This is a genomic window from Luteolibacter sp. Populi (assembly GCF_040801775.1).
Taxonomy (GTDB): Bacteria; Verrucomicrobiota; Verrucomicrobiia; order Verrucomicrobiales; family Akkermansiaceae; genus Haloferula.
On record NZ_CP161812.1, the window covers coordinates 1,993,717 to 2,018,179 of the forward strand.

Annotated in this window: 19 protein-coding genes; 10 read left to right on the forward strand and 9 right to left on the reverse strand. The window is 65.3% G+C overall.

The annotated features are described in order from the left end of the window. Positions 1 to 161: 161 nt before the first annotated feature. Positions 162 to 2,303: a choice-of-anchor D domain-containing protein gene (locus ABWK72_RS07860; RefSeq protein WP_367874238.1), complete on the reverse strand. Its 2,142-nt coding sequence runs from the start codon at positions 2,301 to 2,303 to the stop codon at positions 162 to 164. Between the two features lie 218 nt (positions 2,304 to 2,521). On the opposite strand from ABWK72_RS07860, the gene ABWK72_RS07865 reads away from it, so the two are divergent. Then, on the forward strand, positions 2,522 to 3,292 hold the full coding sequence (locus tag ABWK72_RS07865) for a TatD family hydrolase (protein WP_367874239.1): 771 nt from the start codon (positions 2,522 to 2,524) through the stop codon (positions 3,290 to 3,292). A gap of 14 nt (positions 3,293 to 3,306) precedes the next feature. Here the strand turns inward: ABWK72_RS07865 and ABWK72_RS07870 are convergent, their stop codons facing one another. Next, positions 3,307 to 3,522, reverse strand: a complete 216-nt coding sequence (locus ABWK72_RS07870; RefSeq protein ID WP_367874240.1) for a DUF433 domain-containing protein — start codon at positions 3,520 to 3,522, stop codon at positions 3,307 to 3,309. Positions 3,523 to 3,689: 167 nt separating this feature from the next. Next, entirely contained in the window at positions 3,690 to 4,256 is a 567-nt protein-coding gene (locus ABWK72_RS07875; protein WP_367874241.1) for a hypothetical protein, read from the reverse strand. A 158-nt stretch (positions 4,257 to 4,414) separates the two neighbouring features. Here ABWK72_RS07875 and ABWK72_RS07880 point away from each other — a divergent pair, with 158 nt between their 5' ends. The 7 genes from ABWK72_RS07880 (at position 4,415) to ABWK72_RS07910 (ending at position 13,881) form a co-directional block, all read left to right on the forward strand. Beyond that, complete coding sequence (locus ABWK72_RS07880) at positions 4,415 to 7,678, forward strand: DUF1553 domain-containing protein (protein ID WP_367874242.1); 3,264 nt, start codon at positions 4,415 to 4,417, stop codon at positions 7,676 to 7,678. A 41-nt stretch (positions 7,679 to 7,719) separates the two neighbouring features. After that, positions 7,720 to 9,171, forward strand: a complete 1,452-nt coding sequence (locus ABWK72_RS07885; RefSeq protein ID WP_367874243.1) for a DUF1501 domain-containing protein — start codon at positions 7,720 to 7,722, stop codon at positions 9,169 to 9,171. 164 nt (positions 9,172 to 9,335) lie between these two features. Continuing rightward, positions 9,336 to 9,857 (forward strand): hypothetical protein, encoded by a 522-nt coding sequence (locus ABWK72_RS07890; protein WP_367874244.1) that lies wholly within the window; start codon positions 9,336 to 9,338, stop codon positions 9,855 to 9,857. 28 nt (positions 9,858 to 9,885) lie between these two features. Then, complete coding sequence (locus ABWK72_RS07895; protein ID WP_367874245.1) at positions 9,886 to 10,278, forward strand: hypothetical protein; 393 nt, start codon at positions 9,886 to 9,888, stop codon at positions 10,276 to 10,278. Continuing rightward, the gene (locus tag ABWK72_RS07900) at positions 10,275 to 10,634 is read left to right on the forward strand and encodes a hypothetical protein (protein ID WP_367874246.1); all 360 of its coding nucleotides are present in this window, start codon (positions 10,275 to 10,277) and stop codon (positions 10,632 to 10,634) included. The genes ABWK72_RS07895 and ABWK72_RS07900 overlap by 4 nt, the downstream gene beginning before the upstream one ends. Positions 10,635 to 11,011: 377 nt before the next feature. Next, entirely contained in the window at positions 11,012 to 11,386 is a 375-nt protein-coding gene (locus ABWK72_RS07905; protein WP_367874247.1) for a hypothetical protein, read from the forward strand. Between the two features lie 188 nt (positions 11,387 to 11,574). Then, positions 11,575 to 13,881, forward strand: a complete 2,307-nt coding sequence (locus ABWK72_RS07910; protein WP_367874248.1) for a hypothetical protein — start codon at positions 11,575 to 11,577, stop codon at positions 13,879 to 13,881. A gap of 140 nt (positions 13,882 to 14,021) precedes the next feature. Here the strand turns inward: ABWK72_RS07910 and ABWK72_RS07915 are convergent, their stop codons facing one another. Together ABWK72_RS07915 and ABWK72_RS07920 are read right to left on the reverse strand one after the other, a co-directional pair. After that, a complete protein-coding gene (locus ABWK72_RS07915; RefSeq protein WP_367874249.1) occupies positions 14,022 to 17,168 on the reverse strand; it encodes a protein kinase in 3,147 nt (1,048 codons plus the stop codon). A gap of 162 nt (positions 17,169 to 17,330) precedes the next feature. Next, the gene (locus ABWK72_RS07920) at positions 17,331 to 18,068 is read right to left on the reverse strand and encodes an RNA polymerase sigma factor (RefSeq protein ID WP_367874250.1); all 738 of its coding nucleotides are present in this window, start codon (positions 18,066 to 18,068) and stop codon (positions 17,331 to 17,333) included. Positions 18,069 to 18,257: 189 nt separating this feature from the next. Here ABWK72_RS07920 and ABWK72_RS07925 point away from each other — a divergent pair, with 189 nt between their 5' ends. Then, positions 18,258 to 19,739: a sulfatase gene (locus ABWK72_RS07925; protein ID WP_367874251.1), complete on the forward strand. Its 1,482-nt coding sequence runs from the start codon at positions 18,258 to 18,260 to the stop codon at positions 19,737 to 19,739. 116 nt (positions 19,740 to 19,855) lie between these two features. On the opposite strand, the gene ABWK72_RS07930 is transcribed toward ABWK72_RS07925, so the two are convergent. The 4 genes from ABWK72_RS07930 to ABWK72_RS07945 form a co-directional block, all read right to left on the reverse strand. Next, positions 19,856 to 21,373, reverse strand: a complete 1,518-nt coding sequence (locus ABWK72_RS07930) for an FAD-dependent oxidoreductase (protein WP_367874252.1) — start codon at positions 21,371 to 21,373, stop codon at positions 19,856 to 19,858. Between the two features lie 311 nt (positions 21,374 to 21,684). Beyond that, on the reverse strand, positions 21,685 to 22,185 hold the full coding sequence (locus tag ABWK72_RS07935) for a hypothetical protein (RefSeq protein WP_367874253.1): 501 nt from the start codon (positions 22,183 to 22,185) through the stop codon (positions 21,685 to 21,687). Positions 22,186 to 22,469: 284 nt separating this feature from the next. Next, positions 22,470 to 23,444 carry an alpha/beta hydrolase gene (locus tag ABWK72_RS07940; protein ID WP_367874254.1) on the reverse strand — a complete coding sequence of 325 codons (975 nt, stop codon included), beginning with the start codon at positions 23,442 to 23,444 and terminating at the stop codon, positions 22,470 to 22,472. Positions 23,445 to 23,507: 63 nt separating this feature from the next. Further along, entirely contained in the window at positions 23,508 to 23,708 is a 201-nt protein-coding gene (locus tag ABWK72_RS07945; RefSeq protein WP_367874255.1) for a hypothetical protein, read from the reverse strand. Between the two features lie 292 nt (positions 23,709 to 24,000). On the opposite strand from ABWK72_RS07945, the gene ABWK72_RS07950 reads away from it, so the two are divergent. Further along, positions 24,001 to 24,459 (forward strand): hypothetical protein, encoded by a 459-nt coding sequence (locus ABWK72_RS07950; RefSeq protein WP_367874256.1) that lies wholly within the window; start codon positions 24,001 to 24,003, stop codon positions 24,457 to 24,459. Positions 24,460 to 24,463 lie beyond the last annotated feature (4 nt).

The window sequence follows — 24,463 nt, forward strand, 5'->3', positions numbered from 1 at the left end:
TGGCGCCGGTCCTGCCGCCAGCCGTGCTTCCCTACCGGTGCCAGCGACAATAAGGTCGCGGCTCCTTACGACACATGCTCCTCACGCGTCAGCGCCCTACCTCTTCGCGCAGCGCCACTCTGATTTATGATTAGAAGATTAGTGATTAGTGATTCCGCCTTTTAAGGAACCACCTCCACCACTCCAAACAATCTCCCCACCCCACCGGCAGCAAAGTCCACCCGCACCCTCTCCCACAACCCATCCACCTCCGTCGTGGAAACCGTCCCACCCGCCGCCACGAAACTCCCCGCGGCCATACTCCCCGATACCTTCGGCACATAACTCAGCCCGCTGCCCTTCCGCCGCAAGTACTCCATCCGGAAGACCGCCTGCGCCCCGGCTCCCACCACCCGGCACACCGGCAATCCCCCGCCCGCATCCAAATTCCGGCAGTCCGCCACCGCGCCGTTCAGGCGGAAGGCATACTTGAGCAAGTTCTCCACCCCGTCGTGTTTCGGCACCGCATTCATCGCCGCCGACCCACCGCTTAGGCCCGCCGCAGCCGCCCACTCCGCATACAAAGTGGCCGCGGACTTCACACTGGCTGTTAGAGCGAGATCGAAGCTCCCTTCATCCGCATCGTTGCTCGCGATCTGCAGCGTCGCCGCATAGCTCCCGACCGTTGTGCCGCTGAATTGCAATCGCAGGATCCCCGCCCCACCCGGCGCGATCTGCGGCGGCAGCTCCGCCGCATCGATCGCAAACCTCACCGCATTCACCCCGCCCAGCGTCACCGCACCCAAGACCAGCGGCCCCGGCCCGCTGTTCTTCACCACCAGCACCCGCGAGGTCGTCACCCCGCTCGCCGAAGTCGCGAACACCAGGCTGCCGCCATCCACCAGCTCCAGCACTCCCGCCGCCTCCAACGCGATCTCCGCCACGGTGGATGGAATCACGAAACCATACACGGCACCCGAGCCCGGAGCACCATTGCCGTTCTGCACGGCATTGACGCCCGCGCCGCTGCCGGACTCGCACTCGGCCCCGGCCAGCACCATGTCCCCGGAGATCGCCACCGCGCCGCCGAAGCAATCGCCCGCCTCGCTGTTAGATGCCTTCAGATACGCGTCCTGATGCCAGACCCCGCCGCTGCGCGAGAAGAGATACGCCGCCCCCGCCGCATCCGCGCTGTTGCTCGCGGCATCGCCATCCACGCTCGTCGCGCTGCTGTCCTCGCCATGTGCGCCGACCAGCAAGCGCTCGCCATCGAGCGCCAGCGCCTCGCCAAAGCCATCGCCCGCGCCCGTGTTCGAGGCCTTCACATACGCCTGCTGCAGCCACGCCGCCCCGCTGCGGGTAAAGACATACACCGCACCCGAATCCCCGGCCGAGAGATCCCCCTGATTGCCGTTCAAGCCCGTCGCACCGCTCGCCTCGCCCCGCGCGCCGATGGCGAAGCTCTCACCCGAGATCGAGACCGCAGCACCGAAGCGCGCACCCGCCATCGCGTTCGATGCCGTGACCCGCACGGCCTGGCTCCACGTGCCGCCGCTGCGTTGGAAAAGATACACCGCACCGCTGCCTCCACCGGCCAGCGGCGCACCGACCACCACCCTCTCCCCGGACACGCTCACCGCACTGCCGAACTCCGCATTCGCCGCCGCGTCGGAGGCCTTCAGATAGCCCTGCTGCACCCAGCTTCCGCCTTGCCTCGCGAAGACATAAGCCGCACCGGAACGGCTCGACCCGCTGTCCTCGCGATGGGCACCGACCACGATCGTCTCGCCCGCAATCGCCACCGCCGCGCCGAAGAGATCCCAGGCCTGCGGTTGCGCCGCCTTTAGGTAGGCTTGCTGCGTCCACACCCCGGCCGTGCGCGTGAAGACATAGGCCGCCCCCGCAGACAAGGCCTCGTTGCTCGCCGGGTTCCCGCCCGCCGCGCCGTCCTCCAGCATCGCCCCGATCACGATCGTGTCCCCCGAGATTGCCACCCGGCTGCCGAAGCCATCGTGCGCATCCGTGTTAGACGCCTTCAGGTAAGCCTGCTGGACCCAGCCGCTGCCTGCCCGGACGAAGACATAGGCCGACCCCGAACCAAGCGCGTTCTCATTCGAGCGCTCGCCGTTCACGCCCCGCGAATTCGAGTTCTCATTCGGTGCCCCGACCACCGCCGTGTTCCCCGAGATCGCCACCGCGCTGCCCAGCGCGTCGTAGGAAATCCGGTCCGCGGCCTTAAGGTACACCTCTTGGCTCGGCACCGCGCCCCGGCACAGCCACGGGAACACGGCAGCAAGCAGCATGACTCGGGCGACGAGGGTCATGTCGGTTGATGGCGAGGGGGATTCCGGCAGGACTGCCGGGGGGAGATGGGCCGCTGAACAACCGGGGGAGTTGAAGCGAGGATCACCATCCAAGCAGTTCCAGTGCCGGAAGGCTAGAAACGAATCCGCGCGTTTTCGTCACAGGAAACCCTTCCCCGGCCGCAGGCGCATTCTGATTTGTGATTAGAAGATTAGTGATTAGTGATTTCTTCCACCCCGTGTTCGACTCCCACAACCACCTGCAGCGCTTCCCCGACCCCGGCGGAATCATCGCAGCCATGCGCGCCGATGGCCTCTCCGGCTGCGTCGCCAATGGCACCTCCGAGGCGGATTGGGAGGAAGTCGCCGCGCTCGCCATCGAGTTCCCCGGCTTCGTCCGCCCCGCCTTCGGCCTCCACCCTTGGCGGGCCCATGAGCGTTCACCGCAATGGCTGGAGACCCTGACCGCCTACCTCGACCGCTTCCCGCACGCCGCGCTCGGCGAATGCGGACTCGACGGCTGGGTCGACGAGCCTTCCATGGAAACCCAGCACCGGGTCTTCCTGCCGCAGATCGCCCTCGCCCGCGAGCGTGACCTGCCCCTCATCGTGCACGCGCTCAAGGCCTGGGAACCGCTCTTCGCCGCCTTCGCCGAAGAAGCTCCGCCGCGCCGTTTCCTGCTCCACTCCTTCGGCGGATCCCCCGAACTGGTGGAACGCCTCGCCTCCATGGGTGCCTGGTTCTCCTTCTCCGGCTACTTTCTCCACCCGAAGAAGGCCAGGGTCCTCGAGTCCTTCAAGGCCGTCCCCCGCGACCGCCTCCTGTTAGAGACCGACGCCCCCGACATGCTCCCGCCCCCCGCCTTCATCTCGCACCCCCTCCCCGAGGACCAGAACCACCCCGCCAACCTCCCCCGCATCGCCGCCGGCCTGGCCGCTGCCCTCGGCATGGAACCCGACGAACTCGCCCAACTCACCGCGGAGAACCACCGGTGGTTTTATGGGGAATAAGCAACGCCGCGGAATCACTCCACCTTCGGCTCCGGCCCGGGCGGGACGTAGGCCATGGCCGCCATGATGTCCTCGGCTTCGAGGTCGGGGAATTCCTCGAGAATTTCGAGATTGGAGGCCCCGCTGTCGATGAACTCGAGGATCTCGCTCACCGGCACGCCGCGGCCCCGGATGAAGGGGCGGCCGCCGCACTTGCCCGGCTCGATCGTGATGCGTTCCGAAAGCTCCATGCCCGCATCTTTCGCAGGTCCGCGGCATGGCAGCAATGAGCATTCACCCGTCCCCCGAATCGGGGCAGGACCCGTCCCCCGAATCGGTACGCCACCCATCCCCCGAAACGGGGTGGGACCCGTCCCCCAAAACGGGGCACAAAGGTTCTCCCTTTAAGGGTACCCCATTAAGGTACTCCCCTGAAGGTGTGCAGCAGCACTTCCGATTCCCCTGACCAGCCGGAAGCATGGATGGCGTGGACAACGTCGTCCCAGTCGGGGAAAACGATGCGCTCCTTGGCGACCTGTTCCTCGTCGATGGGGAATTCGTGTGCGGGGAGGACGGCTTGGGCGAGGTGGAAGCAGGCCCAGGCACGCCAGGCGCGGATCTCGCTGCGTTCGCCGCTGATGCGGGTGGCGAGGTGCTGGAAGTGGCGGACCGGGTTGCCGAGGAAGCGGCCGGCGGGGCGGTGGCGGAGGAACCAGACCAGGACGGCGTAGGGCGGCGGGCGGCGCTGGAGCACTTCCTCATCGCCGTGGAGCTTGGCCATGAAGGACTTGTTGAGCTGGAGCAGGGCTTGGGCGGGCTTCCCCTCGCGCCACAGGGATTGGGCGTAGCAGAGCGCGGCGAGGTAGAAGCGGCCGTCTTTATGCGGGGCGTGGACCCGCGTGACCATGTGGCCGTGGGGGTGCGTGACCTCCGGCAGGAGGGGGCAATTCGGGAAAATGAAGGTCGCATCAAACGGGGACTTCATTTTGTCTTCCGAATATGCCATGCTTCGGAGAGTCGGGAGGGTGGAGCCTGCCGCGGCAAGCCGGAAATGGACGGGGCTGAAAGTACCCGGGAAATCCCAGCGTTCCGATCTCTCCAAGGCATCAAAATGCCTGAATCGATCACGAAACGAGTTTGAAAATGCGCGTTAACCCATCGTTCTCCCCGTCCACCGCCGGGCTGCTGGCTGCTTCCCTGCTGCTCGCCGCGTGTGGCAAACGGGAGAGCTTCACAATGGGCGCGGATGTGGGCAAACCGCCTGCCGCCGGGGCTGCAGCGCCTGCGCCGAAGCCGATCGTGCTGCCGGAGACGGTGTCCTTCAACGAGCACATCCAGCCGCTGCTCTCCGAGAACTGCTACCACTGCCACGGCCCGGACAGCGGGACGCGGGAGCCGAAGAAGTCCCCGCTGCGGCTGGACCGCGAGGCGGATGCCTTTGTCCTGCGGGAGGATGGCAAGCCGGTGATCGTGAAGGGCAAGCCGGAGGAATCCCGGCTGGTGCAGCTGATCCACGAGAAGGATCCGGAAAAAATCATGCCGCCGCCGGCGTCCCACAAGACCCTGGGGCCGGAGCAGATCGCGCTGCTGGAGAAGTGGGTGGCGCAGGGCGCGAAGTATGAGGCGCACTGGTCCTTCATCCCGGTGAAGCGACCGGAACTGCCGGAGGCGGGCAAGGAGTGGGCCGCGAACCCGATCGACCATTTCATCGCGGCGAAGCTGGACGAGAACGGCCTGAAGCCGAACCCGCCGGAGGACATGGCGCGCTTCTACCGCCGCCTGCACCTCGACCTGACCGGGCTGCCACCGGCACCGGAGGAAGTCGAAGCTTTCACGAAAGCCGCCGCGGCGAATCCGCAGGCGGCGATCGAGGCGGAGGCGGACAAGCTGCTCGGCACGATGGCCAGCGCCGAGCACCTGGCGCGCTACTGGCTGGACGCGGCGCGCTACGCGGACACGCACGGCATCCACATCGACAACTACCGGGCGATCTGGCCTTACCGCGATTGGGTGGTGCGGGCCTTCCAGGCGAACATGCCCTGGGATCAATTCACGGTCGAGCAGATCGCCGGCGACATGCTGCCGGAGCCGACGCTCGACCAGCAGGTGGCGACGGGCTTCAGCCGCTGCCTGGCGACGACCGGCGAGGGCGGCGCGATCCCCGAGGAATACACTGCGATCTACGCCAAGGACCAGGTCGAGACGATGTCGGCGGTGTGGCTCGGGCTGACGACCGGCTGCGCGGCCTGCCATGACCACAAGTTCGACCCGGTATCGACCAAGGAATTCTACTCGCTGACGGCCTTCTTCCGGAACACGCCGATGTCGGCGCTGGACGGCAACAACGCGGAGCATCCGCCGAATGTGTTCGTGCCGCTGCAGGATGACCGCGCGCGCTGGGCTTCGGTGGCGGCGGAGATCGGCGAGACCGGCAAGAAGATCGCGGCGCGCAAGGAGGCGGCGAAGGGCGACTTCGATGCGTGGCTGGCAAAGGCGACGATCGGGCCGGCGGCGGAGGCCGATCCGGCGCTGGTGCTGCACCTGCCGCTGACCGAGGCCGAGGGCCCGCTGCGCGGCACGGTGGACGGCGAATCGCGCGAGTGGGCGGCGAATCTCGCCCGCGTGGATGCACCGCTGGGCAAGGCGGTGCAGGTCAGCGACGGGCCGGTGGAACTTGGCGATCTGGGCAGCTTCAAGCGCGATGAGAAGGTCACGTATGGCGGCTTCATCCGGATCGAGGGCAAGCCGACGGGGGCGATCGTGGCGCGGATGAATCCGGGCGAGTCCTACCGTGGCTGGGATCTGTATCTGCAGGGCGGCTCGCCCGCGGCGCACGTGATCGACACCTGGACCAGCGCGGCCACCAAATTCAACGGCGCGGAGCCGCTGGCACCGGGCAGCTGGCACCACGTGATGGCGACCTTCGACGGCAGCAAGGGCGGCGACAAGGCACTGGAGCTCTACGTGGACGGCAGGAAGGCCAAGGGCTCGGTCACGCCGAACACGGTGGGGCCGAACATCGAGACCAAGGTGATGCTGAAGCTCGGCTCGCGCGAAGGCGGCGACTCGAAGCTGACCGACAAGGTGGCGCTGCAGGATTTCCGCTTCTACCGCCGCCTGCTGACGCCGCAGGAGATCGCGAAGCTGGCGCAGGACAACGTCATCAAGGGGATCATCGCGACGCCGGCGGAGCAGCGGACGAAGGAGCAGACGGACTCGGTTTTCGGTTACTATCTGGCGACGGCGGACGGCCCGACGCGTGAGCTGGGGAACAAGCTGGACGCGTTGAAGGGCGAGCAGGCGACGCTGCGCGCACGCGGTTCGGTATCGCTGGTGATGGCGGAGAAGAAGGACGCGCCCTTCGCCCACGTGCTGACCCGCGGGGTGTATTCCGACAAGGGCGAGAAGGTGGAAGCTACGACGCCCGCCGTACTTCCACCGATGGCGGCGGATACGCCGAAGAACCGGCTGGGCCTGGCGAAGTGGCTGGTGGATCCGGCCAATCCCCTGCCGGCGCGGGTGACGATGAACCGGACCTGGTATTACTTCTTCGGCACCGGGATCGTGGAGACGAACGATGACTTCGGGATCATGGGCGCGCGGCCGAGCCATCCGAAGCTGCTGGATTGGCTGGCGGCGGAATTCGTGGAGGCGAAGTGGGACTACCGGCACATGATCAAGCTGATCGTGACCTCGCAGGCGTATCGCCAATCGGGCGTGGTTTCGCCGGAGAAGCTGGAGAAGGACCCGGCGAACCGCCTGGTCTCGCGCGGCCCGCGCTACCGGATGGATGCGGAGGAGCTGCGGGACATGGCCTTGTCCGCGGGCAGCCTGCTCTCGGCGAAGGTCGGCGGGCCGCCGGTGAAGCCTTACCAGCCGGAAGGGATCTGGGAAGCGGTGGCGATGAAGGAATCGAACACGCGGAACTACAAGCAGGACAGCGGCGAGGCACTCTACCGGCGCTCGCTGTATACGTTCTGGAAGCGGACGGCACCGCATCCGGCGATGGAGATCATGAACTCGCCGAGCCGGGAGGTCTTCTGCGTGCGGCGGGACCGGACTAACACGCCCTTGCAGGCATTCGTGGTCCTGAATGATCCGCAGTTCGTGGAGGCCTCGCGGAAGATGGCGGAGCACGCGATGGTGGCGGCGGGCGATCCGGCGGGGCGGCTCGATTACATGAGCGAGCGGCTGATGGCGCGCAAGCTGACGGCGGACGAGCGGAAGCTGGCGATGGAGACGCTGGATGCGGCGCTGGCAGTCTACCGGGCGGACGCGAAGGAAGCGCAGGCGATGATTTCGAACGGCGAGACGAAGGCGGATGCGAAGCTGGATGTGCCGGAACTGGCGGCCTGGACTTTGGTCGGGAGCCAGCTTTTGAATTTGGATGAGACGCTGAATAAGTAGGCCAAGAGATCAGAGGCAAGAGACCAGAGGCCAGAGCAAGAATGAACACGATCCACGATTACAACGACGCGATCACGCGGCGGCAGTTCTTTAGGAAGAACGGGACCGGGCTGGGGGTGGCGGCGCTGACCTCGCTGCTGGGCGGCGGGCGGGCCTTTCCTTCGGCAATCGAGGGGATGCTGCCGCACATCGCGCCGAAGGCGAAGCGGGCGATCTATATCTCGCTGATCGGGGCGCCGTCGCAGTTGGATCTTTTCGACTACAAGCCGGACCTGCAGAAGCGCTTCAAGGAAGACCTGAAGGATTGGCTGGCGAAGGAAGGTCAGCGGCTGACGGGGATGACCTCGGGGCAGGCGGCGTTTCCCCTCGCTCCGACGATCTTCAAGTTCAACCAGCACGGGCAGGGCGGGGCGTGGATCAGCGAGCTGCTGCCGTGGACGGCGAAGATGGCGGACGACCTCTGCATCATCAAATCGATGCACACGGAAGCGATCAACCATGAGCCGGCGAACCAGCTTTCCTACACCGGCGCGATGCAGTCGGGGAAGGCATCGCTGGGATCGTGGCTGTCGTACGGGCTGGGCAGCATGAACGAGGATCTGCCGACCTTCGTGGTGCTGCACGCGACGCACAGTTCGCCGTATTCGAACGTGCAGGCGATCTCGGCGCGGCTGTGGGGGTCGGGCTATCTGCCCGGCAAGCATGCGGGGGTGGCGCTGCGCTCGAAGGGTGATCCGGTGCTGTACTTGCAGGACTCGCCGGGGATCTCCCGCGACCTGCGGCGGAAGATGCTGGACGGGCTGAACGCGATGAACCAGCGCTCGTACGAGGCGGTGGGCGATCCGGAGATCCAGACGCGGATCCAGCAGTATGAGATGGCTTTCCGGATGCAGTCCTCGGTGCCGGAGCTGGCGGACATGTCCGGCGAGCCGGAGCATGTGTATGAGATGTACGGGAAGGATAGTAGGACGCGCGGGACCTTCGCGAGTTCGGCGCTGATGGCCCGGCGCTTGCTGGAGCGGGGCACGCGCTTCGTGCAGATTTTCCACCGCGGCTGGGACCAGCACGGCGACCTGCCGCGCGACCTGCGCTCGCAGTGCATGGACGTGGACCAAGGTTGCTACGGGCTGATCGAGGACCTGAAGCAACGCGGGATGCTGGAGGACACGCTGGTGATCTTCGGCGGCGAATTCGGGCGCACGGTGTATTGCCAGGGCGGCCTGAGCGAGACGAACTACGGTCGCGACCACCACCCGCGCTGCTTCTCGCTATGGATGGCGGGCGGCGGGATCAAGGGCGGGCAGGTGTATGGCGAGACGGACGAGATGAGCTATAACATCGTGGAGAATCCGGTGCATATCCGGGACCTGCATGCGACGATCTTGAACCAGCTGGGGCTGAACCATGAGAGGTTGAGCTTCAAGTTCCAAGGGCTGGATCAGAAGCTGACGGGGGTGGAGCCTGCTAAGGTGGTGAAGGGGATTTTGGCGTAGGGGAAAAGGCGAACATCGAACATCGAACGTCCAACATTGAACGTCGAAGGGGGGACGGGATTTTGGGGTTGTTCGCGGGCTTGGGGTGAGGTGGGGAATTTGAGATTTCAGATTTCAGATTTGAGATTTGAAATTTAAGATCTCAGATAGGAAGAATCCGGGACATGTGCCGGATCCCCTTCCCTTTCAAGATGGCGATGCGCTTCGCCTTCTTCCTGCTGCCGATGGGCTTGGTGCCGGCGGCCGAACCGGAGGTGGCGATGAGGCCGGGGCAGAAGGTGACGGTGCCGGGAAGCGAGGGGGAACTGGTGGTCGCGGCGCTGAAGGGGTGGGAGCGGAGCTACACTTGGAAGGGGGAGACGCGGAAGCTGGTGATGATTCCGCGGGAGGAGGAGTGGATGGGGTCGAAGGGTCTCTACTATCCGGGGCCGGGGGAGCATTGGAAGGAGCACGACGGGATTACCCGTGCGGTGGTTGAGGAAGGCATCCAGCGCTTCAAGACGCTGGCCGCGCTCAAGCAGTGGTTCCTTACCGAACGCAAGTTCATGAAGTACCACCACGTGGCCGAGGGCACCATCGCCGGGTGGTCCACGAACCGGCAGCGGAAGCAGCTCAACTGCCAGGTCTGGAAGATCCGGATCGACGACCATGACTTGACGCGGGAGGAGTGGGGGGAGATCAAGTGAGCTTGGCGATGGCCGCTATGATTTTCCGATGATGAATGAGCCTGAGCCCGACACCGAGCTTCCCCAGGCCGGGGTGGGCTGGCTGAGGGTGATGGTGTGGTTGATGCCAGCCTGTCTACTGGTGTGCGGCACCTTTGTGCCCGAATTTGCAGGACGCTATCTGGCGGGTTGGTTCGGCGGGCTCGATAGCTACACCCTGGCGGCTATCTTGATCGGGGGGACCGGATGTGGGTTGTTGGTCTTGATTTTGGTCCTCGCTTGGGTGGATGCGCGGCCGCACTGCCAACAGTTGCGGATCCAGGCGGGTGACATAGAGGCTAAGGTGTTCTACCGCTGTCTCGTCTTCCTGGTCGGGCAATTCCTCGCGGCCCCTTTCCTGCTGATCATGATCTGGGGCGCGATTGTTGCACTCAGCCGATGAGCATGGCGGACAAACAAGGAACGGAGATCCCTGTCCGGGCTAACCGCGCTGTTGCCTGGCTGAGATTCTTGCTGTGGATCACGCCGGGAGGACTGCTGCTCTTCGTGCTGCTGGCGCTGATGTATGCGAGGCCGCCGGTGGCATTGGCGGCGGCGGGGGGCTTCTTGGGGCTTACAGTCTTCTGCGCCGTCTTCCATGCGTTGCTGGTTTGCCATGAGAAGTGTATTCAGTATCCGGACCGCTGGCCTACCATTCGGGTGAATATCTGGCGTTTCATCGGCTTGCAGGTGTTCGCGATTCCGGGGGTGTTTGTGTTTGTCCTCTTGATCCTGTATCTGGTTGCTCTTCTCGACTGAGGACGATCCTAGGGCCCGGCAGGAGTTCAGGCCCTCGCGTGATTCCGACACTTCCGGCGGCTCTCCGGAACGCCATGATTCCGTGGGCTCTACCGTTGGTTCCGTTGCACTCCATCACCGGCTTGTATCCGACGCGCCTCCGGCGCTGGGAGCTGAGACGGTACCCGCGTGAGAACAGTGGAAGGTGGATTCGATGTGGCGATCTTCGGGGAAGACCCGCAGGAAAGCGGCGATGCCCGCCGCACTCCAAAGCGGCTGCGCCGCAAAAGGGGGCACCGATCAGGATTGGAGCTTTCTCGAAGGGCTTCAGCAAGGCTGGCGGAGAGCCCTTTCCCTTGGCGGTTCGAAGATCGACATCCGGAGGGATTCGTAAGAGGATGATCTATCGCGGAATGAGAATCGATGGATATATCGCCAACAGCAGTCACCCTCAGTTGATGAAGGCGCTGGTTTGGATCGCGCCGTCGGTGATGGCTCCGGTGGCCTTGGCGGTGGCGATGGCTTTCAGCGACGAGTTCCTGGGCTTCGCGGCGGCAGGAGTGGCTTACCTTGGAGCGGTGCTCTATCTCGGGGTGCTGCATGCGCGGATGCGGTGCCGGGAACGGGGTGTCGAGGCGGGGAAGTCAGGGATGGTCGTGGCGTTTCATGTGCTGGGGTTTCTGTTCGGTCAGGTGGGCATGGTGCTACTGGTGCTCGGGCTGCTGGGGTGGGTTTGGATGAAGCTTTCGGGGTTCTCGCCGCCGTACTGTTAGAGGGGTGGCGGGGACGCGAGATGGAGGCGGGCCTGGTGGGTGGCTTCGTCCGCCTGAAGGCGGGACCACCTACCCTTGGGGGCGGGCGGTTGTTGGTGGCTTCGAAGGCATCGGCGCCAGATGTCATACAGGTTTTGCAAGATCGGCGCGGCGCGGGGCGTTTCCCCTGCAGCTCCCACGCGATAGACATGCTTGTGCTTCGATTCCCCTTCCCTCTTCTTGCGTTGTTGGTGCCGGCGGTGCTTTCGGCTGCTGCTTTGGATACGCTGAGCTTCGGGGAGGAGGCTTCGGAGAGGGCACATGGTTTGGTGGCGACGCTGTCGGAGGTGAAGGCGGGCGGGCTGGGTGAGAGCAGCCGCTTGCTGCTGCCGGGGGGCGATCCGGCGTGGCAGGGTGGGGTGCTGAAGTTCACGGTGAAGGTGGATCCGGTGCGGCAGAATTACTTCACGCTGCGGCTGTGGGGTGGCGATGTGAGCCACAACAGGATGATCCTGAAGGTGGCGGGGAAGCAGGTGGGCTACCGGCATCTGGGGGACATCGAGGCGCTGGAGATCGGGGCGGATGCACCGGCTTATCCGGGACGCTTTTCCTATCGCACTTGTCCGCTGCCGCTGGCTCTCACCAAGGGGAAGGAGAGCATCGAGTGCGAGATCCGGGCGAGCGGTCCGGTCTCGGGCTACGCGAGAGAGTTCGAGGAGTATCAGAAGCCGATGACGGAGCCGAGCCGCGGGCTGTACCGGGTGTATACGCATACGGAGGAGTGCTTCGAGCCGCCGGCGGCGGAGAAGCAGGGCAGTGCGCCGCAGGATGTGCCGCTGCGGACCGGGCCGGGGCCGGAGGTGATGGAGGCGCTGAGGGCGCGGGTGAACGGGCAGATCGAGGGGCTGCTGCGCGATCCGAAGCGGCCGGCGAACCAGATGCAGGCGCTCTTCCTGGCGAAGGCGTATCATACGAAGTGGACGAAGGCAGCGGGCAGGCCGGAGACGGTGGCGAAGATTTTGGCGAGCTTGGATGCGCTTTATCGGGGGTATGTGGCGAATCCGAAGCTGGCGGAGGCGGAGCCTTCCACGTGGAATCCGGATTGGTTCGGGCTGGGGCCGTCGGGGCAGGTGATTCAATTGTTACAGAAGGAGCTGGCGGCGGATTTTGACGAGGCGATCGACGACGGGACGGGAAGGCAGGTGAAGCGGCGCGATGGCTTCCGTGAGATGCTGCTGGCGTGCCGGGATTGGCACCGGGAGCACCGGCGGCAGTACACGAACCAGTCGATGATCAACGACCTCTACGGGATCTACCTTGCGAACCGGGGACTGGCGGTGGTGGCGCCGGAGGTGGCGCTGCCGGAGAAGCAGGCGCTGAGGTATCTTTATGAATCGGTGGGGCTGGAGCCGTGGCTGGGGAGCGAGAAGGATGGCGTGCCGGTGAAGCCGCTGGGCGATGCGTATTTCCAACTGACGCGGGACGGGCTGACGAAGGAGCTGGGATTCGTGGGCAACTATGGCGAGGTGACGGACTGGGTGGCGCAGATCTACGAGGCTACCCGTACTTCACCGGGGCAGGCGGGAGATGCGCGGCTGAAGGAGCAACTGGTGAAGATCGCGCGGGCGCGCGCGCCTTTCCGGTATCCGCTGCAGGATGGCGATGGATTTCGCGCGATGGTGCAGGAGACGGCCGTGGGCTGGCGGGATGCGCACTATCCGGGGAATGTGACTTACACGCAGCGGCCATCGTGGGACGGGACGCCGCTGGAGGCGGCGGCGATCACGCTGGATCCGCATCTGCTAGGCGGGGTGCAGCAGATGATGGAGGACAAGCAGCTCTACGCGACGCTGGCGGGGACGATGGAGGAGAAGGGCTTCCGGACGACCTTCGGGCTGCTGCCGGTGCCGGAGCAACTGGAGGTGATCGGGGCGCAGGCGGCATCGGAGAAGCGGCTGCCGATGTCGCGGGAGCAGCCGGACTTCGTGTTCGCGGACGAGGAGGACGGGGTGGTGGCGATCAAGCACGGGCGGGAGATCTTGTATGCGTCGCTGTATTGGCGGGCGCGGCATGCGGTGAATTTCCTGGGGCGGGTGCACTACATGACGCCGGAGATCGACCGGGTGGCGGTGGTGGGGGAGGAGATCGCGTTCACGGCATCAGGGATGGAATACAAGCGGCCGGATTGGACGAACTTCGGCTTCGCGAACGGCGGGCCGCGGTATCCCAAAGAGTTCGTTTCGGCGCATGCGGGGGAGGTTCTGCCGATCGCGAAGATCCCGGAGGGGGTGGCGTTCAAGGCGGGGCAGGAGAATATCCATGCGGGGCGCGGGGATTTCTATCAGCTACGGTACGGGCCGTACTTGATCGCGATGAATATGAGCGAGGGGAAGAGTTTCGAGTTCAAGGTGGCGGACGAGGTGGAGATGAGGGATTTGGTGACGGGGAAGATGGTGAGTGGAGGAGAGGTGGTGAAGGTGGGGGCGCGGGAGACGGTGGTTTTGAGGGAGAGGTGAGATTCCAGATTCCAGATTTGAGATTTGAGAGGCGAAGGGCAAAAGGCGGAACATCGAACATCGAACGCCCAACATCGAACATCGAATGAAGAGTCGATGAAAGGCACCGGGGTTGTGGTTGGGGCGGGTGGGAGCCTTGCTTACTTGATGTCGCGGATCCCGACGAAGTTGTCCCATGCCGCCTGGTCGCGGCGCATGTAGAGGATCGCGGGGGCGGGGGTGTTCTTGTCGGGGACGAAGAGATGGAAGGCCGGGTCCTTGGTGTTAGAAATCTCGGTGCCGGAGATGCCGCGGACGCGGGTGCGGCCGACGACGGTGTATTCGCTCTTGGCGCCGGAGGGCTGGGTTTCGGTCCAGCGCTCGCCGTCGCGGACCCAATGGCGCGGGCCGGGATCGTCGTAGGGGTAGTCGAAGGCGAAGCGGTCCGGGCTGACTCCGGCGGGGTCGGCGGGCGGTTCCTTCAAGGTCTCGAAGGCGGGGTGGCTGCGGAGCGGCTCGAAGGCGGGATCGGTGCCGAGCTCGGGGACGGAGGGGTAGTGGCGGTCGATCGCGAGTTGCAGCAGTTGCACGCCGGCGGCGGCGAGGGGCCCGGCGATCATGCGGCGTTCGGATTCCGGTAGATCCTTCTCGTCCATGGCCATGGTGACGGCCTGCGCGGCGATGCGGGCGGCGAGGGCGGCTTCCTCCCAGCGGGCGGGCCGGGTCTCGGGGATGGTGAGGGCATCGCGGACGGCTTGGGCGGGATCGCCTTGCTCAAGGGCCATTTCGGCCATGGCCTGGCGGCGCTCCGCGATGAAGCCGCGGCCCTCGGAATCCTGCGTGCCGACGGATAGAGCACGGCGGTGGCTCTCGATCGATTTCTCATAAAACGCGCGGGCGGCGTCCCAGTCCCTGGCCTTGCGCTTGAGGCGGGCGAGCAGATCGAGCGCCACGCCCTTGCGGTTCCAGTTGGCGAGATCCGCGGGGAACTCCCCGGTGAGGCGGTGGCTGATCGCGACGGCTTCCTGGAGTTCCGGCTCCGCCTCCCAGGAGCGGCCGAGATTAAGCAGGCACATGCCGATCAGGACCCGGTCGCGCCCCACCGATTCCCGATACTCGGGGATCGAAGGCATCTCGGTGGCGAGGCGTTCGTGAAGGGCGGCGGCCTCGCGCAGCACGCCGAGGGCTTCCTCATGGCGGCCCGAGAAGGCGAGGATGTGGCCGAGATTCATGCAGGTGGTGGAGAGCAGGCGGCGGTCGTAGCGGTCGCTGCCCGGTGCCTTGACGCGTTCTTCCTGGACTGCCTTGGCCTTGCGAAATTCGTCTTCCGCGCCCGGCTGCTGGGCGCGATACATGACGCCGCCGAGGCTGGCGTGGGCATAGCCGAGCTGCGCGGGGTAATCGGCATTTCCCGGGAAGTCCGCGACTAGCGCCTCACTCGTGGCGAGGGCCTCGCGAGTGGCGGCCAGAGCTTCGGGGAAGCGGGTTTGGGTGGCGAGCAATTGGCCGGCATTGATCAGCAGCGAGACGAGGTGCTGGCGGTAATCGCCGCTCGCGGGAAAGTCCGCCGCGAGGGCGCGGGCGAGTTCCACGGCGCGGGCCTGGGCCTCGACGGCGGGTTGCTTGTCCTCGAAGAGATCGAGGGCCATGGCAAGGTTGTTGTAGGCGGTGAGCAGCGAGCGGCGGTGCACCGGATTGTGCGGCTCGGCGGCGACCAGTGCGGCATTCACCTCGATCGCGTGGTGGTAGGCCGCGACGGCTTGGGACCCGCGGTTGAGCTCTTGATAGATCAGGCCCAGATTATTCAGGGCGAGGCCCTGCTCGATCGTGAAGGAGGGACCTGCGGGATCGTCCTCGGAGAGTTCCTCGTAGAAGGGCAGGGCGCTCTCTAACAGGCTGCTGCGCAATTCCATGAAGTCCGCCTCCTTGAGCCGGGGATCCTCGGTGATGGTATTGAGGAACTTGTCCACCGCCTCGCGCGCGCGGCCGAGATTGCGCTCCGCCATGCCGCGGTTGGCCTCGGCCTCGCGGCGGTTCTGCTCGGCCTTGTCGCCGGCTTGCTTGGCGCGGGCGGCCTGGGTCAGGCTAACGGTGGTGCCGGCGATGAGGGCGGCGGCGATGAGCGCGGCGGAGACAAAGACGGCGCGATTGCGGCGGGCGAATTTCGAGAACTGGTAGCTCCAGGTGGGGGCGGCGGCGCTGACCGGCTCGCGGTTGAGATGGCGGCGCAGGTCGGCGGCGAGGGCGGTGGCGGTTTCGTAACGGCGGCGGCGGTCCTTCTCGAGGGCCTTGATGGTGATCCAATCGAGATCGCCGCGCAGGGAGCGGCGGAGTTTCGCGGGCTCCGCGCCGCCGTGGATGACGATGCTGGGCCGAGGGGCTTCCTGGGTGCGGATGCGGCGGAGGGTTTCGTCGTAGGGTTCGTTCGGCGGGGCACCGGCGCAGAGCGGGGTGATGCCGGTGAGGAGCTCGTAGAGGATCACGCCGAGCGAGTAGATATCGCTGCGGGTATCGACGTCCGGGACGCTGCCGGCCTGCTCCGGGCTCATGTATTGGAGGGTGCCCATGATCGCGCCGGCGCGGGTCAGGAGCAGGCTGGCATCGAGCGCGGCCTCCGGGGTGGCACCGAGGGCCTTGGCGATGCCGAAGTCGATGACCTTCGGGACCGGCCTGCCGTCGATCTCGGCGACGAGGATGTTCGAGGGCTTGAGGTCGCGGTGGAGGATGGCCTTCTGGTGGGCGTGCTGGACGGCGTGGCAGACCGGGATGAAGAGCTCGATGCGCTCGTGCAGGCCCATATTACGGGAATTGCAGTAGCTCACCAGGGGCTCGCCCTTGACCAGCTCCATGGCGAAGAAAGGGCGACCGTCGGCGGTAGCGCCGGCATCGAGCACGGCGGCGATATTCGGGTGATCCATCAGCGCGAGGGCCTGGCTCTCGGCGGCGAAGCGGGCAATGATCTCGCGGCTGTTCATGCCGCGCTTGATGAGCTTGAGGGCGATGGTGCGGTGGACCGGCTGGGATTGCTCCGCGGACCAGACGTAGCCGAAGCCGCCCTCCCCGAGCGGTTCGATCAGGCGGTAGCGGGAGATCAGGTCGCCGGGGCGGTCCTGGCATTCCTCGCCGGAGTCGGGCGGGGCGTCATCCGGGAGGAGGGTGTGGAAGCCGAGGTCCAGCAGGCCCGCGGCGCGCTCACCGGTGAGCGGGTCGCGGGGGGCGGGGGTGGACGGATCGCCGGGCATGTGTGTGTGGAAGAGCGAAGCATACGGCGCGCCGGGGTGGGAGAGGGAAAAAGCGGAAGAAATCATCAATCACCAATCTTCCAATCATCAATCGGAGTGCGCTGCGCGGCTTTCGGGCCGGGGAGCCTGGGGGTGATTACGGCTTTCCCGGTGCTTCGTCCGCCTGAAGGCGGGACTACTTACCCTAGGGGGCGGGCTGTTAGGGTCCGTGCCGCTCTACCGGCGGCCCTAGCAGCGGAGGGCGGCGCGGAGGGACATCAGTTCTTCGTCGACCTGGGCCTCGTCGGGGTCGTGGAGGGTGGCGGCGATCTGTTGGCGGAGGCTATCGCGGAAGCGGCGGCGGAGGCGGCTGACGGCCTTGCGGACGGCATCGCCCTGCATGCCGAGGGAACTTGCAGCGGCGTCGTAGTTGCCATCGGCGACGGCGGAGGCGTTGAGGAAAGATTCGAGTACGGCGAAGGCGGGGCCGCGACCGGCTTCGGTTTCGCAGCGGCCGAGATCCTGGAGAGCCTTCGCGAGGAGGGCCATGGCCCAGGAACGGTCGTAGAGGGCTTCCGGGGTTAGGGGATCGGCGGGCTCCTGGACGTAGCGTTCCTCGCCCTCGCGCCAATCGAGCGAGATCGGGGCGATGCCGCCGCCGCGCTTGAGGGCGCGATCGCGGGCGCGGGCATCGCCGATGTAGCGTTGGAAGACGGTGAGCAGGAAGGTGCGGAGCTTGCCGAGGTCCTGGCTGGCGGCGGCGAAGAGATTCTTCTCTAACAAGTAGTGGAAGAATCCTTGGGTGAGATCTTCCGCATCCTCGCGCGCGCCGCCCTGACGGCGGGCGAAGACGTAGAGAGGATACCAGTAGGCGCGGCACAATTCCTCGAGCGAGCGGCGGCGCTCTTCCGGATCCTGCGCACGGCAGCCGGCCACCAGCAGGGTCCACTGGGTGGCGGGAAAGGGAGATGAGTGCGTGGAGGTCATGGCAGGAAAGAGCCGAGTCCGGGGATAGGGTAGGTGGTGGGCGGGGGGCGGGGGAAGGTGAATTCTCGGGTGATTGGGTGATTGGGAAATTGGGAAATTGGGGAAATTGGGAGAATCCTTCTCCACGGGTGACATGGAAATGCGAACCGGCCGCTGGCCAAATGCTGGTAGCGGGTCAAAATTCCGGCCATGACCCGCCGTTTGCTGTTCGTGTTGGCTCTTCTTGTCGTGCCGCCGCTGTGCGCGCAGGAGAAGCGCAAGAATGTCCTTCTGATTTGCGTGGACGACTTGAAGCCGACGCTTGGTTGTTATGGGGATCCGCTGGCGAAGACGCCGAACATCGACAAGCTGGCGGGGCGCGGGATGCGGTTTACGCGGGCCTATTGCAACCAGTCGGTGTGCGCCTGCTCGCGCAACAATCTGCTCCTCGGCTCGCGCTCGACCTCGATCGGGATCTACGATCTGTCGGTGAATTTCCGCAAGGCGGTGCCCGATGCGGTGACGCTGCCGCAGTGGTTCATGAAGCAGGGTTACCGTGCGGAAGCGATCGGGAAGATCCTCCACACGGGGCACGGGAATCGCGATGACACGGCATCGTGGAGCGTCCCGACGGTGATCCCGAAGGTGGTGGAGTATCTGAACCCGGAGAACAGCGCGGGGGGCAAGCTGACGCGGGAGGAGGCTTACTTCAGCAACCTCGAACTGGGGAGGATCGGGCAGCTTCCGCGCGGGGCGGCGTGGGAACGGGCGGAGGCGCCGGACAATGCCTACTCGGATGGCAAGACCGCGGATGAGACGATCAAGCGACTGCAGGCGGCGAAGGAGCGCGGTACGCCGTTTTTCGTCGCGGCGGGTTTCGTGAAGCCGCACCTGCCCTTCGCCGCACCGGAGAAGTATTGGAAGCTCTATGATCCGGCGGCTTTCCCGCTGGCGAAGCTGACGGCACCGCCGGAGGGCGCACCGCCGTATGCCGGGAAGCGCGGCGGGGAGATCGTCAACTTCACACCGGTTCCGGAGAACGGGAAGATCGATGACGAACTGTCCCGCAAGCTAATCCATGGCTACTATGCCGCTACGAGTTACATGGATGCGCAGCTCGGGCGGGTGATGGAGGAATTCGACCGGCTCGGGCTGGCGGAGAATACGGTGATCGTGCTGTGGAGCGACCACGGCTGGCATCTGGGCGACCACGGGATGTGGACGAAGCACACGAACTACGAGGAGGCCAACCGGATTCCCTTTTGCGTGATCGCGCCGGGACTGACGAAGGCGGGCACGACCGGGGGATTTGCCGAGACGGTGGATATCTATCCGACCTTGTGCGAGTTGGCCGGGCTGCCGAAGCCGGAGGTGCCGCAGCCGTTGGATGGGCTGAGCCTGGTGCCGGAGTTGAAGGATCCGTCGGTGAAGGTGCGGGATTATGTGACGCACTGCTTCCCGCGCGGAGAGGGACGGATGGGGCGCGCGATCCGGACGGAGAGATACCGGATGGTGGAGTGGAAGAAGCCGGGGGAGCCGGCGGACACGGCGGATATCGAGCTTTACGATTATCAGGCGGAGGTTCCGGAGGCGAAGAATCTGGCGGGGGAAAGGCCGGAGGTGGTGAAGGAATTGAGGGGATTGTTGGAGAAGCAACCGGAGGCGCTGGTGAAGCCGGGGAAGCGGGGGTGATGGCGGGGATTTCCGAGCAGCTCACGCGGCGGCCCTACCGGTTTGCCTACCGGTGAGTCCGCCTGAAGGCGGGACTACGTACCCTTGGTGGCGGGCCTTGAAGAACCGTTCCCGATTCAGCCGGCGGGGTCGCCATGCCAGTGCCAGCCGGGGTGGCGGATGTAGGCGAGGGCTTCTTTTACGTCGAGGCCGGCGGCGGCTAGGGCGCTGAAGTGCTGGCGGCGGGCTTCGTGGCGCTGGCGGTCGGGCGCGGGCGGCTGGTAGCTGGCGCGGTGCGGGACCTGGTTGCCGACGAGCATGACAAGGTGGCCTTCCAGGCCGAAGTCATTCTGCATGCCGGAGAGCCGGTAGCGGCAGAAGCCGGTGGGGCCGTTTTCCTCGTAGAAGTCTAGTAGTTGGTCCGCGGCACCGAGTTTGGTCTCGGCCCGGCAGTGGTCCCAGAAGGGGGTCTGCGGGCCTTGGTTCAGCTTGTAGTGGAGGGCCAGGAAGTCGCGGATGTCCGTCCAGCCCCGGCCGGTGAGCTCATTGAAGAGATCGCGCAGCGAGGGCGTGGGCTGGAGGCGGCTGCGGTTGAGCATTTCGACCAGGGTCTGGAGATTGCCGCAGACGATCATGAGGGCGGTGGCCTCGAGGGGCTCGACGAAGCCGCCGGCATTGCCGATGGCGACGACGTTCTCGACCCACTGGCGGCGGTAGCAGCCGCTGCGGAATTTCACGACCCGCGGCGACTTGGGGGCCTTCGGGTTCTTGCGCAGGAATTCTTCCGCTGCTTGCTCGTCGCTGATGAAGGAGGATGAATAGACGTAGCCGCGGTTGACGTGGTGCTCGTGCTCGATCTGCCAGGACCAGCCGGCGTCCATCTCCTCCGCGGTGGTGTAGGGCAGGATCGGTTCGTCGCTGCGGTCCCAGCCGCCGACGACGGCGCGGTCGCAGAAGAGGGCGTCAGAGAAGCTGGTGTATCCCTCGCCAAGGGCCTTGCCTAACAGCTCGCTGCGGAAGCCGCTGGCATCGATGAAGAAGTCCGCGGCGAGGCGCTGGCCATCTTCGAGGTGGACGGCGGCGATGGGACCGGCAGGGAGGCGTTCGGCACCGGTGACGCGGCCATTGATGATCTCGACGCCGATGGCGCGGGCGGTGGACTCGAGGACGCTGACTAGCTTCTCGTTCTCGATGTGGAAGGCGTGCCAGCCCTGGATGTCCGGGCAGCCGTTCTCCTGGCGAGCGAAGGCCTTGCCATGCCACATCAAGGACGAAGGCAGGCTGAGGCAGCGGAATTCCGAGTCGCAGTAGAAGCCATTCGGCATGCGCAGGTCCGGCGCGGTGAAGTCGAGCTGCTGGTCGAAGCTGTAGTCGAAGCGCCCGCGGATGCCCCACAGGAAACGGATGCCTAATTTCCAAGTCGGCTCGGCCTCGGCGTAGAATTGCTTCCGGTTGAGTCCGAGGTACTCGAAGAGGTGCTGCGGGAAATTCGGGGTGGTGCCCTCCCCTACCCCGATGACGCCGATGTCCGGGCTGCGGACGATGCGGACGGCGAGTTGGGGCAGCTTGCGCTTGAGCGAGAGGGCGGCCAAGAGGCCGGCACTGCCCGCGCCAAGCACGAGGACGTCTTGGATGAGGGGAGGTGAATCGGACATGGGTTCGCCTGTCACTTCACCGGAGCGCGCGGCGGTGTCAATGCGTGAGCGGGGCTGTCATGAGTTGTCCGCCATGTGCTATGACGATTTGGCCGCGAATCACGCGGATGCCAGCGATGAAGAGCCGGATTTGGACCAGGATGGATAGGATGGATGGGATAGGAACTTTGAATCCACGAGTGCTGATCCGGCGTCATTTCAATATCCCATTCATCCCATCTATCCCGGTCCAAAAAATGAATAGGCCACACAGATCCTGCCGGACTCGTGTGACCTATTGGGAAAAGCGGGATGCCGGTGCTTGCCGCGGTTTACTTGGCAGCGGCGGGTTTGATCTTCTCTTCCTTCACGCGGGTCTCGGTGACTTCCTTTCCGCTGGACTCGTCCTTGTAGCGGATTTCCTTGTCCGAGAGGGAGAGGATGGTCTGCACCAGCTTGGCGCCCACGGGCATCATTTCCGGCATGGAGGTTTCGGTGATTTCGATGTTGATCTTGTCCTTATCGATCGTCCACTTGGCCTTGGCGGTGACGTCGATCTTCTGGCCGCCGGCTTCGACCTTGAGGACGGAGGTGGCCTTGCCGCCTTCGAGATAGGTGGTGATCGAGTGGCCGGCAGCCCCGCCCTCGTTGATCTCCTGACGCCAGGCCCCGACCAGGGTTTTGGCGTATTCTTCTTCCTTCACCGGCGGAGCGGGAGCTTCCTTGGGAGCGGCTTCCTTTTTCGGAGCCTCCGGGGCTTTGGTCTGGGCGAGGGCCGACGGTGCGGCGGCGACGAGGGCAAGCGTGGCCAGAATGGCGAAGCGGGATTTCATAATCGGGAGTGTTGTTGGTAGATGAGCCGCAGGGGGGATAGTTGTCCGTCACGATGCGACCGCTGCACTTTGGAGGGTCTGCGGAATCCTGCAAGTTGAAGTGGGGCTTCATGGGAATTTCACGGAGAGGGAAGGTGGGCTTGGAGGGTGGCTTCGTCCGCCTGAAGGCGGACTACGTACCCTTGGTGGCGGGCTTGGTGGAAGGTTCGGAAGGCAACAAAGGGCCCCGCGGCTTTCGCTGCGAGGCCCTTCGGGTCGGGTCGGGGACGAGGGGTGGAATTGTGTTACTCGGCCGCGGCGGGCGGCTTGGCGGCGGCCTTGGTTTCGCCGGCGAAGGCGGCTTTCAGATTGGTGGCGGCCTGGTCGACGGCTTGCTGGGCGGTATCGACGACGGCACCCATGCCGAAGAACTCATGGGTCACGCCTTCGTAGTTCTTGTAGTCCACTTTCACACCATCGCCCTCGAGCTTTTTGGCGAGCATCTCGCCATCCGAGCGCAGCGGGTCGATGTCGGCGGTGATGATGGTGGTGGAAGGAAGGCCGCTGAGGGTCTTGGCACCGAGCAGATTGATCTGGTGATTCTTCCAGTCATCTTCGGTGGACAGGGTGTTATCGAAGAACCACTTCATCATCGCGGCATTGAGCGGCGCGGCTTGGGCGTGCTGCTCGTAGGACTCGCTCTTCATGGAGGTGGAGGCGACGGGATAGACCAGCACCTGGTGGACCGGCATTTGCATGCCCTTGGCCTGGGCCATCATGCTGAGGGAGACGGCCATGTTGCCGCCGGCGCTCTCGCCGACCACGGCCACGCGGCTGGCGTCGCCACCCCAGCGTCCGGCGTTCTCGAGGGTCCATTGATAGGCACCGAAGACATCCTCATGCGCGGCGGGGAATTTGTCCTCCGGCGCGTGGCGGTAGTCGGTGGAGATCACCAGGGCATTGGTGGCCTTGCTGAGGGCGCGCGGCGAGGAGTCATAGGTATCCAGGTCGGCGAGCACCCAGCCGCCGCCGTGGATGTAGAGGATCACCGGGAAGGGTCCATCGCCATCGGGGCGGTAGACGCGGCCTTTGACCTCGCCGGTGGAGAGCTTGATGGAAATGTCGTCGGTCTTGCCGGATTTCTCGGGCTTGATGTCCTGGCGTTCCATCAGCTTTTTGACGGCATCGGCGGGGCTCGGTTGCTTGCGGGCGTCCTTGGCCGAGAGCTCGGTCACGGGCTTACCGCCGAGGGCGGTGAGTTCGTCGAGCACGGCCTGCATTTGGGTGCTGGCCTTGGCGCGCGCGGGAGTGGCGACCTCCGTTCCCTCCTGCCTTCCTCCTGTTCAAAATGTGCTGGCCTTGGCGCGCGCGGGAGTGGCGACGGCGGGAGTGTCGACCGCTTCGGCACCCTTGATCGCGTCTTCGCCGGCGACGGGGCCGTCCACGGTGGGTTCCGGGCCGTCGGCGGCGTAGGAGATCGTGACACAGGCTGCGGCAGTGAGTGCCAGCGCGATGCTGCGATGAGAGAGAGTTATTGGTTTCATGGTCTTGGCTGTGGTTGTCCGGAATCCTTTTTGCTCGCTCCGTGCCAAGGGCGCAAATGCCTGATTTCACGGGCTTTCGGCGATCACCATCGGCAGTGAAAGACGCAAATCGCAGACGCTGGCGGCGCTTTTCGCCTGATCCCGCGAGGGATTGCAGAATGCGATCCGCGGTCACGCATCGCGCATCGCCGGAGCTTCGCGGGCTTTCGGGCGCGGCGGGCTTAGTCGCCTGCTACCAAGCAGTTGAGGATCGGAGGGGGACTGGCCCGGTGCCTGCGATAACAGGTCCGTCATGAATACACGAACAAGTGATCACTACACGTCGCATGGCGCCGATCTCGAAGAGAATGCCCGCGACACCAAGCCTTCCCGCGACATCCCGCAGCCTGTGGATACCGAGTCGCACTGGAACGAACTTCATAGCAGCAACGGCGTGCGCCGCGACTTGATCGAGCGTGCCCGCCGGCATGTGCGGAATGCTTCGATCGCCGATATCGCCGGGGCGGCGGTGGCCGGGCTGGCGCTCGGGTACCTTCTGTTTTCGCCACGGCGCAGCCAAGGGGTCCGGCAGCTTCTGCTAGGCTCGCTGGTGCCAGCCGCGAGCAAGGGAGTCCACGATGCGTGGGAGGGCCTGCGGGATAGCCGCACCTTCTCCAATATCGGCGACCGGGTGGTGCATTTCAGCGACCACGTGGGCGACGGCGTTTCCCATCTGGCCGACCGCGCGGCCAAGCTCCGCAAGCGCTGGTGAAATC

What these genes read in the sequence shown, in the direction of transcription:
- ABWK72_RS07895 (WP_367874245.1), top strand. Translation starts at nt 9,886, where the DNA reads ATGATGAATGAGCCTGAGCCCGACACCGAGCTTCCCCAGGCCGGGGTG.
- ABWK72_RS07915 (WP_367874249.1), bottom strand. Translation starts at nt 17,168, where the DNA reads ATGATTTCTTCCGCTTTTTCCCTCTCCCACCCCGGCGCGCCGTATGCT.
- ABWK72_RS07945 (WP_367874255.1), bottom strand. Translation starts at nt 23,708, where the DNA reads ATGAAACCAATAACTCTCTCTCATCGCAGCATCGCGCTGGCACTCACT.
- ABWK72_RS07905 (WP_367874247.1), top strand. Translation starts at nt 11,012, where the DNA reads ATGATCTATCGCGGAATGAGAATCGATGGATATATCGCCAACAGCAGT.
- ABWK72_RS07940 (WP_367874254.1), bottom strand. Translation starts at nt 23,444, where the DNA reads ATGCAGGCCGTGCTCGACGAACTCACCGCCCTCGGCGGTAAGCCCGTG.
- ABWK72_RS07925 (WP_367874251.1), top strand. Translation starts at nt 18,258, where the DNA reads ATGACCCGCCGTTTGCTGTTCGTGTTGGCTCTTCTTGTCGTGCCGCCG.
- ABWK72_RS07890 (WP_367874244.1), top strand. Translation starts at nt 9,336, where the DNA reads ATGTGCCGGATCCCCTTCCCTTTCAAGATGGCGATGCGCTTCGCCTTC.
- ABWK72_RS07875 (WP_367874241.1), bottom strand. Translation starts at nt 4,256, where the DNA reads ATGAAGTCCCCGTTTGATGCGACCTTCATTTTCCCGAATTGCCCCCTC.
- ABWK72_RS07930 (WP_367874252.1), bottom strand. Translation starts at nt 21,373, where the DNA reads ATGTCCGATTCACCTCCCCTCATCCAAGACGTCCTCGTGCTTGGCGCG.
- ABWK72_RS07885 (WP_367874243.1), top strand. Translation starts at nt 7,720, where the DNA reads ATGAACACGATCCACGATTACAACGACGCGATCACGCGGCGGCAGTTC.
- ABWK72_RS07920 (WP_367874250.1), bottom strand. Translation starts at nt 18,068, where the DNA reads ATGACCTCCACGCACTCATCTCCCTTTCCCGCCACCCAGTGGACCCTG.
- ABWK72_RS07935 (WP_367874253.1), bottom strand. Translation starts at nt 22,185, where the DNA reads ATGAAATCCCGCTTCGCCATTCTGGCCACGCTTGCCCTCGTCGCCGCC.
- ABWK72_RS07870 (WP_367874240.1), bottom strand. Translation starts at nt 3,522, where the DNA reads ATGGAGCTTTCGGAACGCATCACGATCGAGCCGGGCAAGTGCGGCGGC.
- ABWK72_RS07880 (WP_367874242.1), top strand. Translation starts at nt 4,415, where the DNA reads ATGCGCGTTAACCCATCGTTCTCCCCGTCCACCGCCGGGCTGCTGGCT.
- ABWK72_RS07860 (WP_367874238.1), bottom strand. Translation starts at nt 2,303, where the DNA reads ATGACCCTCGTCGCCCGAGTCATGCTGCTTGCTGCCGTGTTCCCGTGG.
- ABWK72_RS07900 (WP_367874246.1), top strand. Translation starts at nt 10,275, where the DNA reads ATGAGCATGGCGGACAAACAAGGAACGGAGATCCCTGTCCGGGCTAAC.
- ABWK72_RS07950 (WP_367874256.1), top strand. Translation starts at nt 24,001, where the DNA reads ATGAATACACGAACAAGTGATCACTACACGTCGCATGGCGCCGATCTC.
- ABWK72_RS07910 (WP_367874248.1), top strand. Translation starts at nt 11,575, where the DNA reads ATGCTTGTGCTTCGATTCCCCTTCCCTCTTCTTGCGTTGTTGGTGCCG.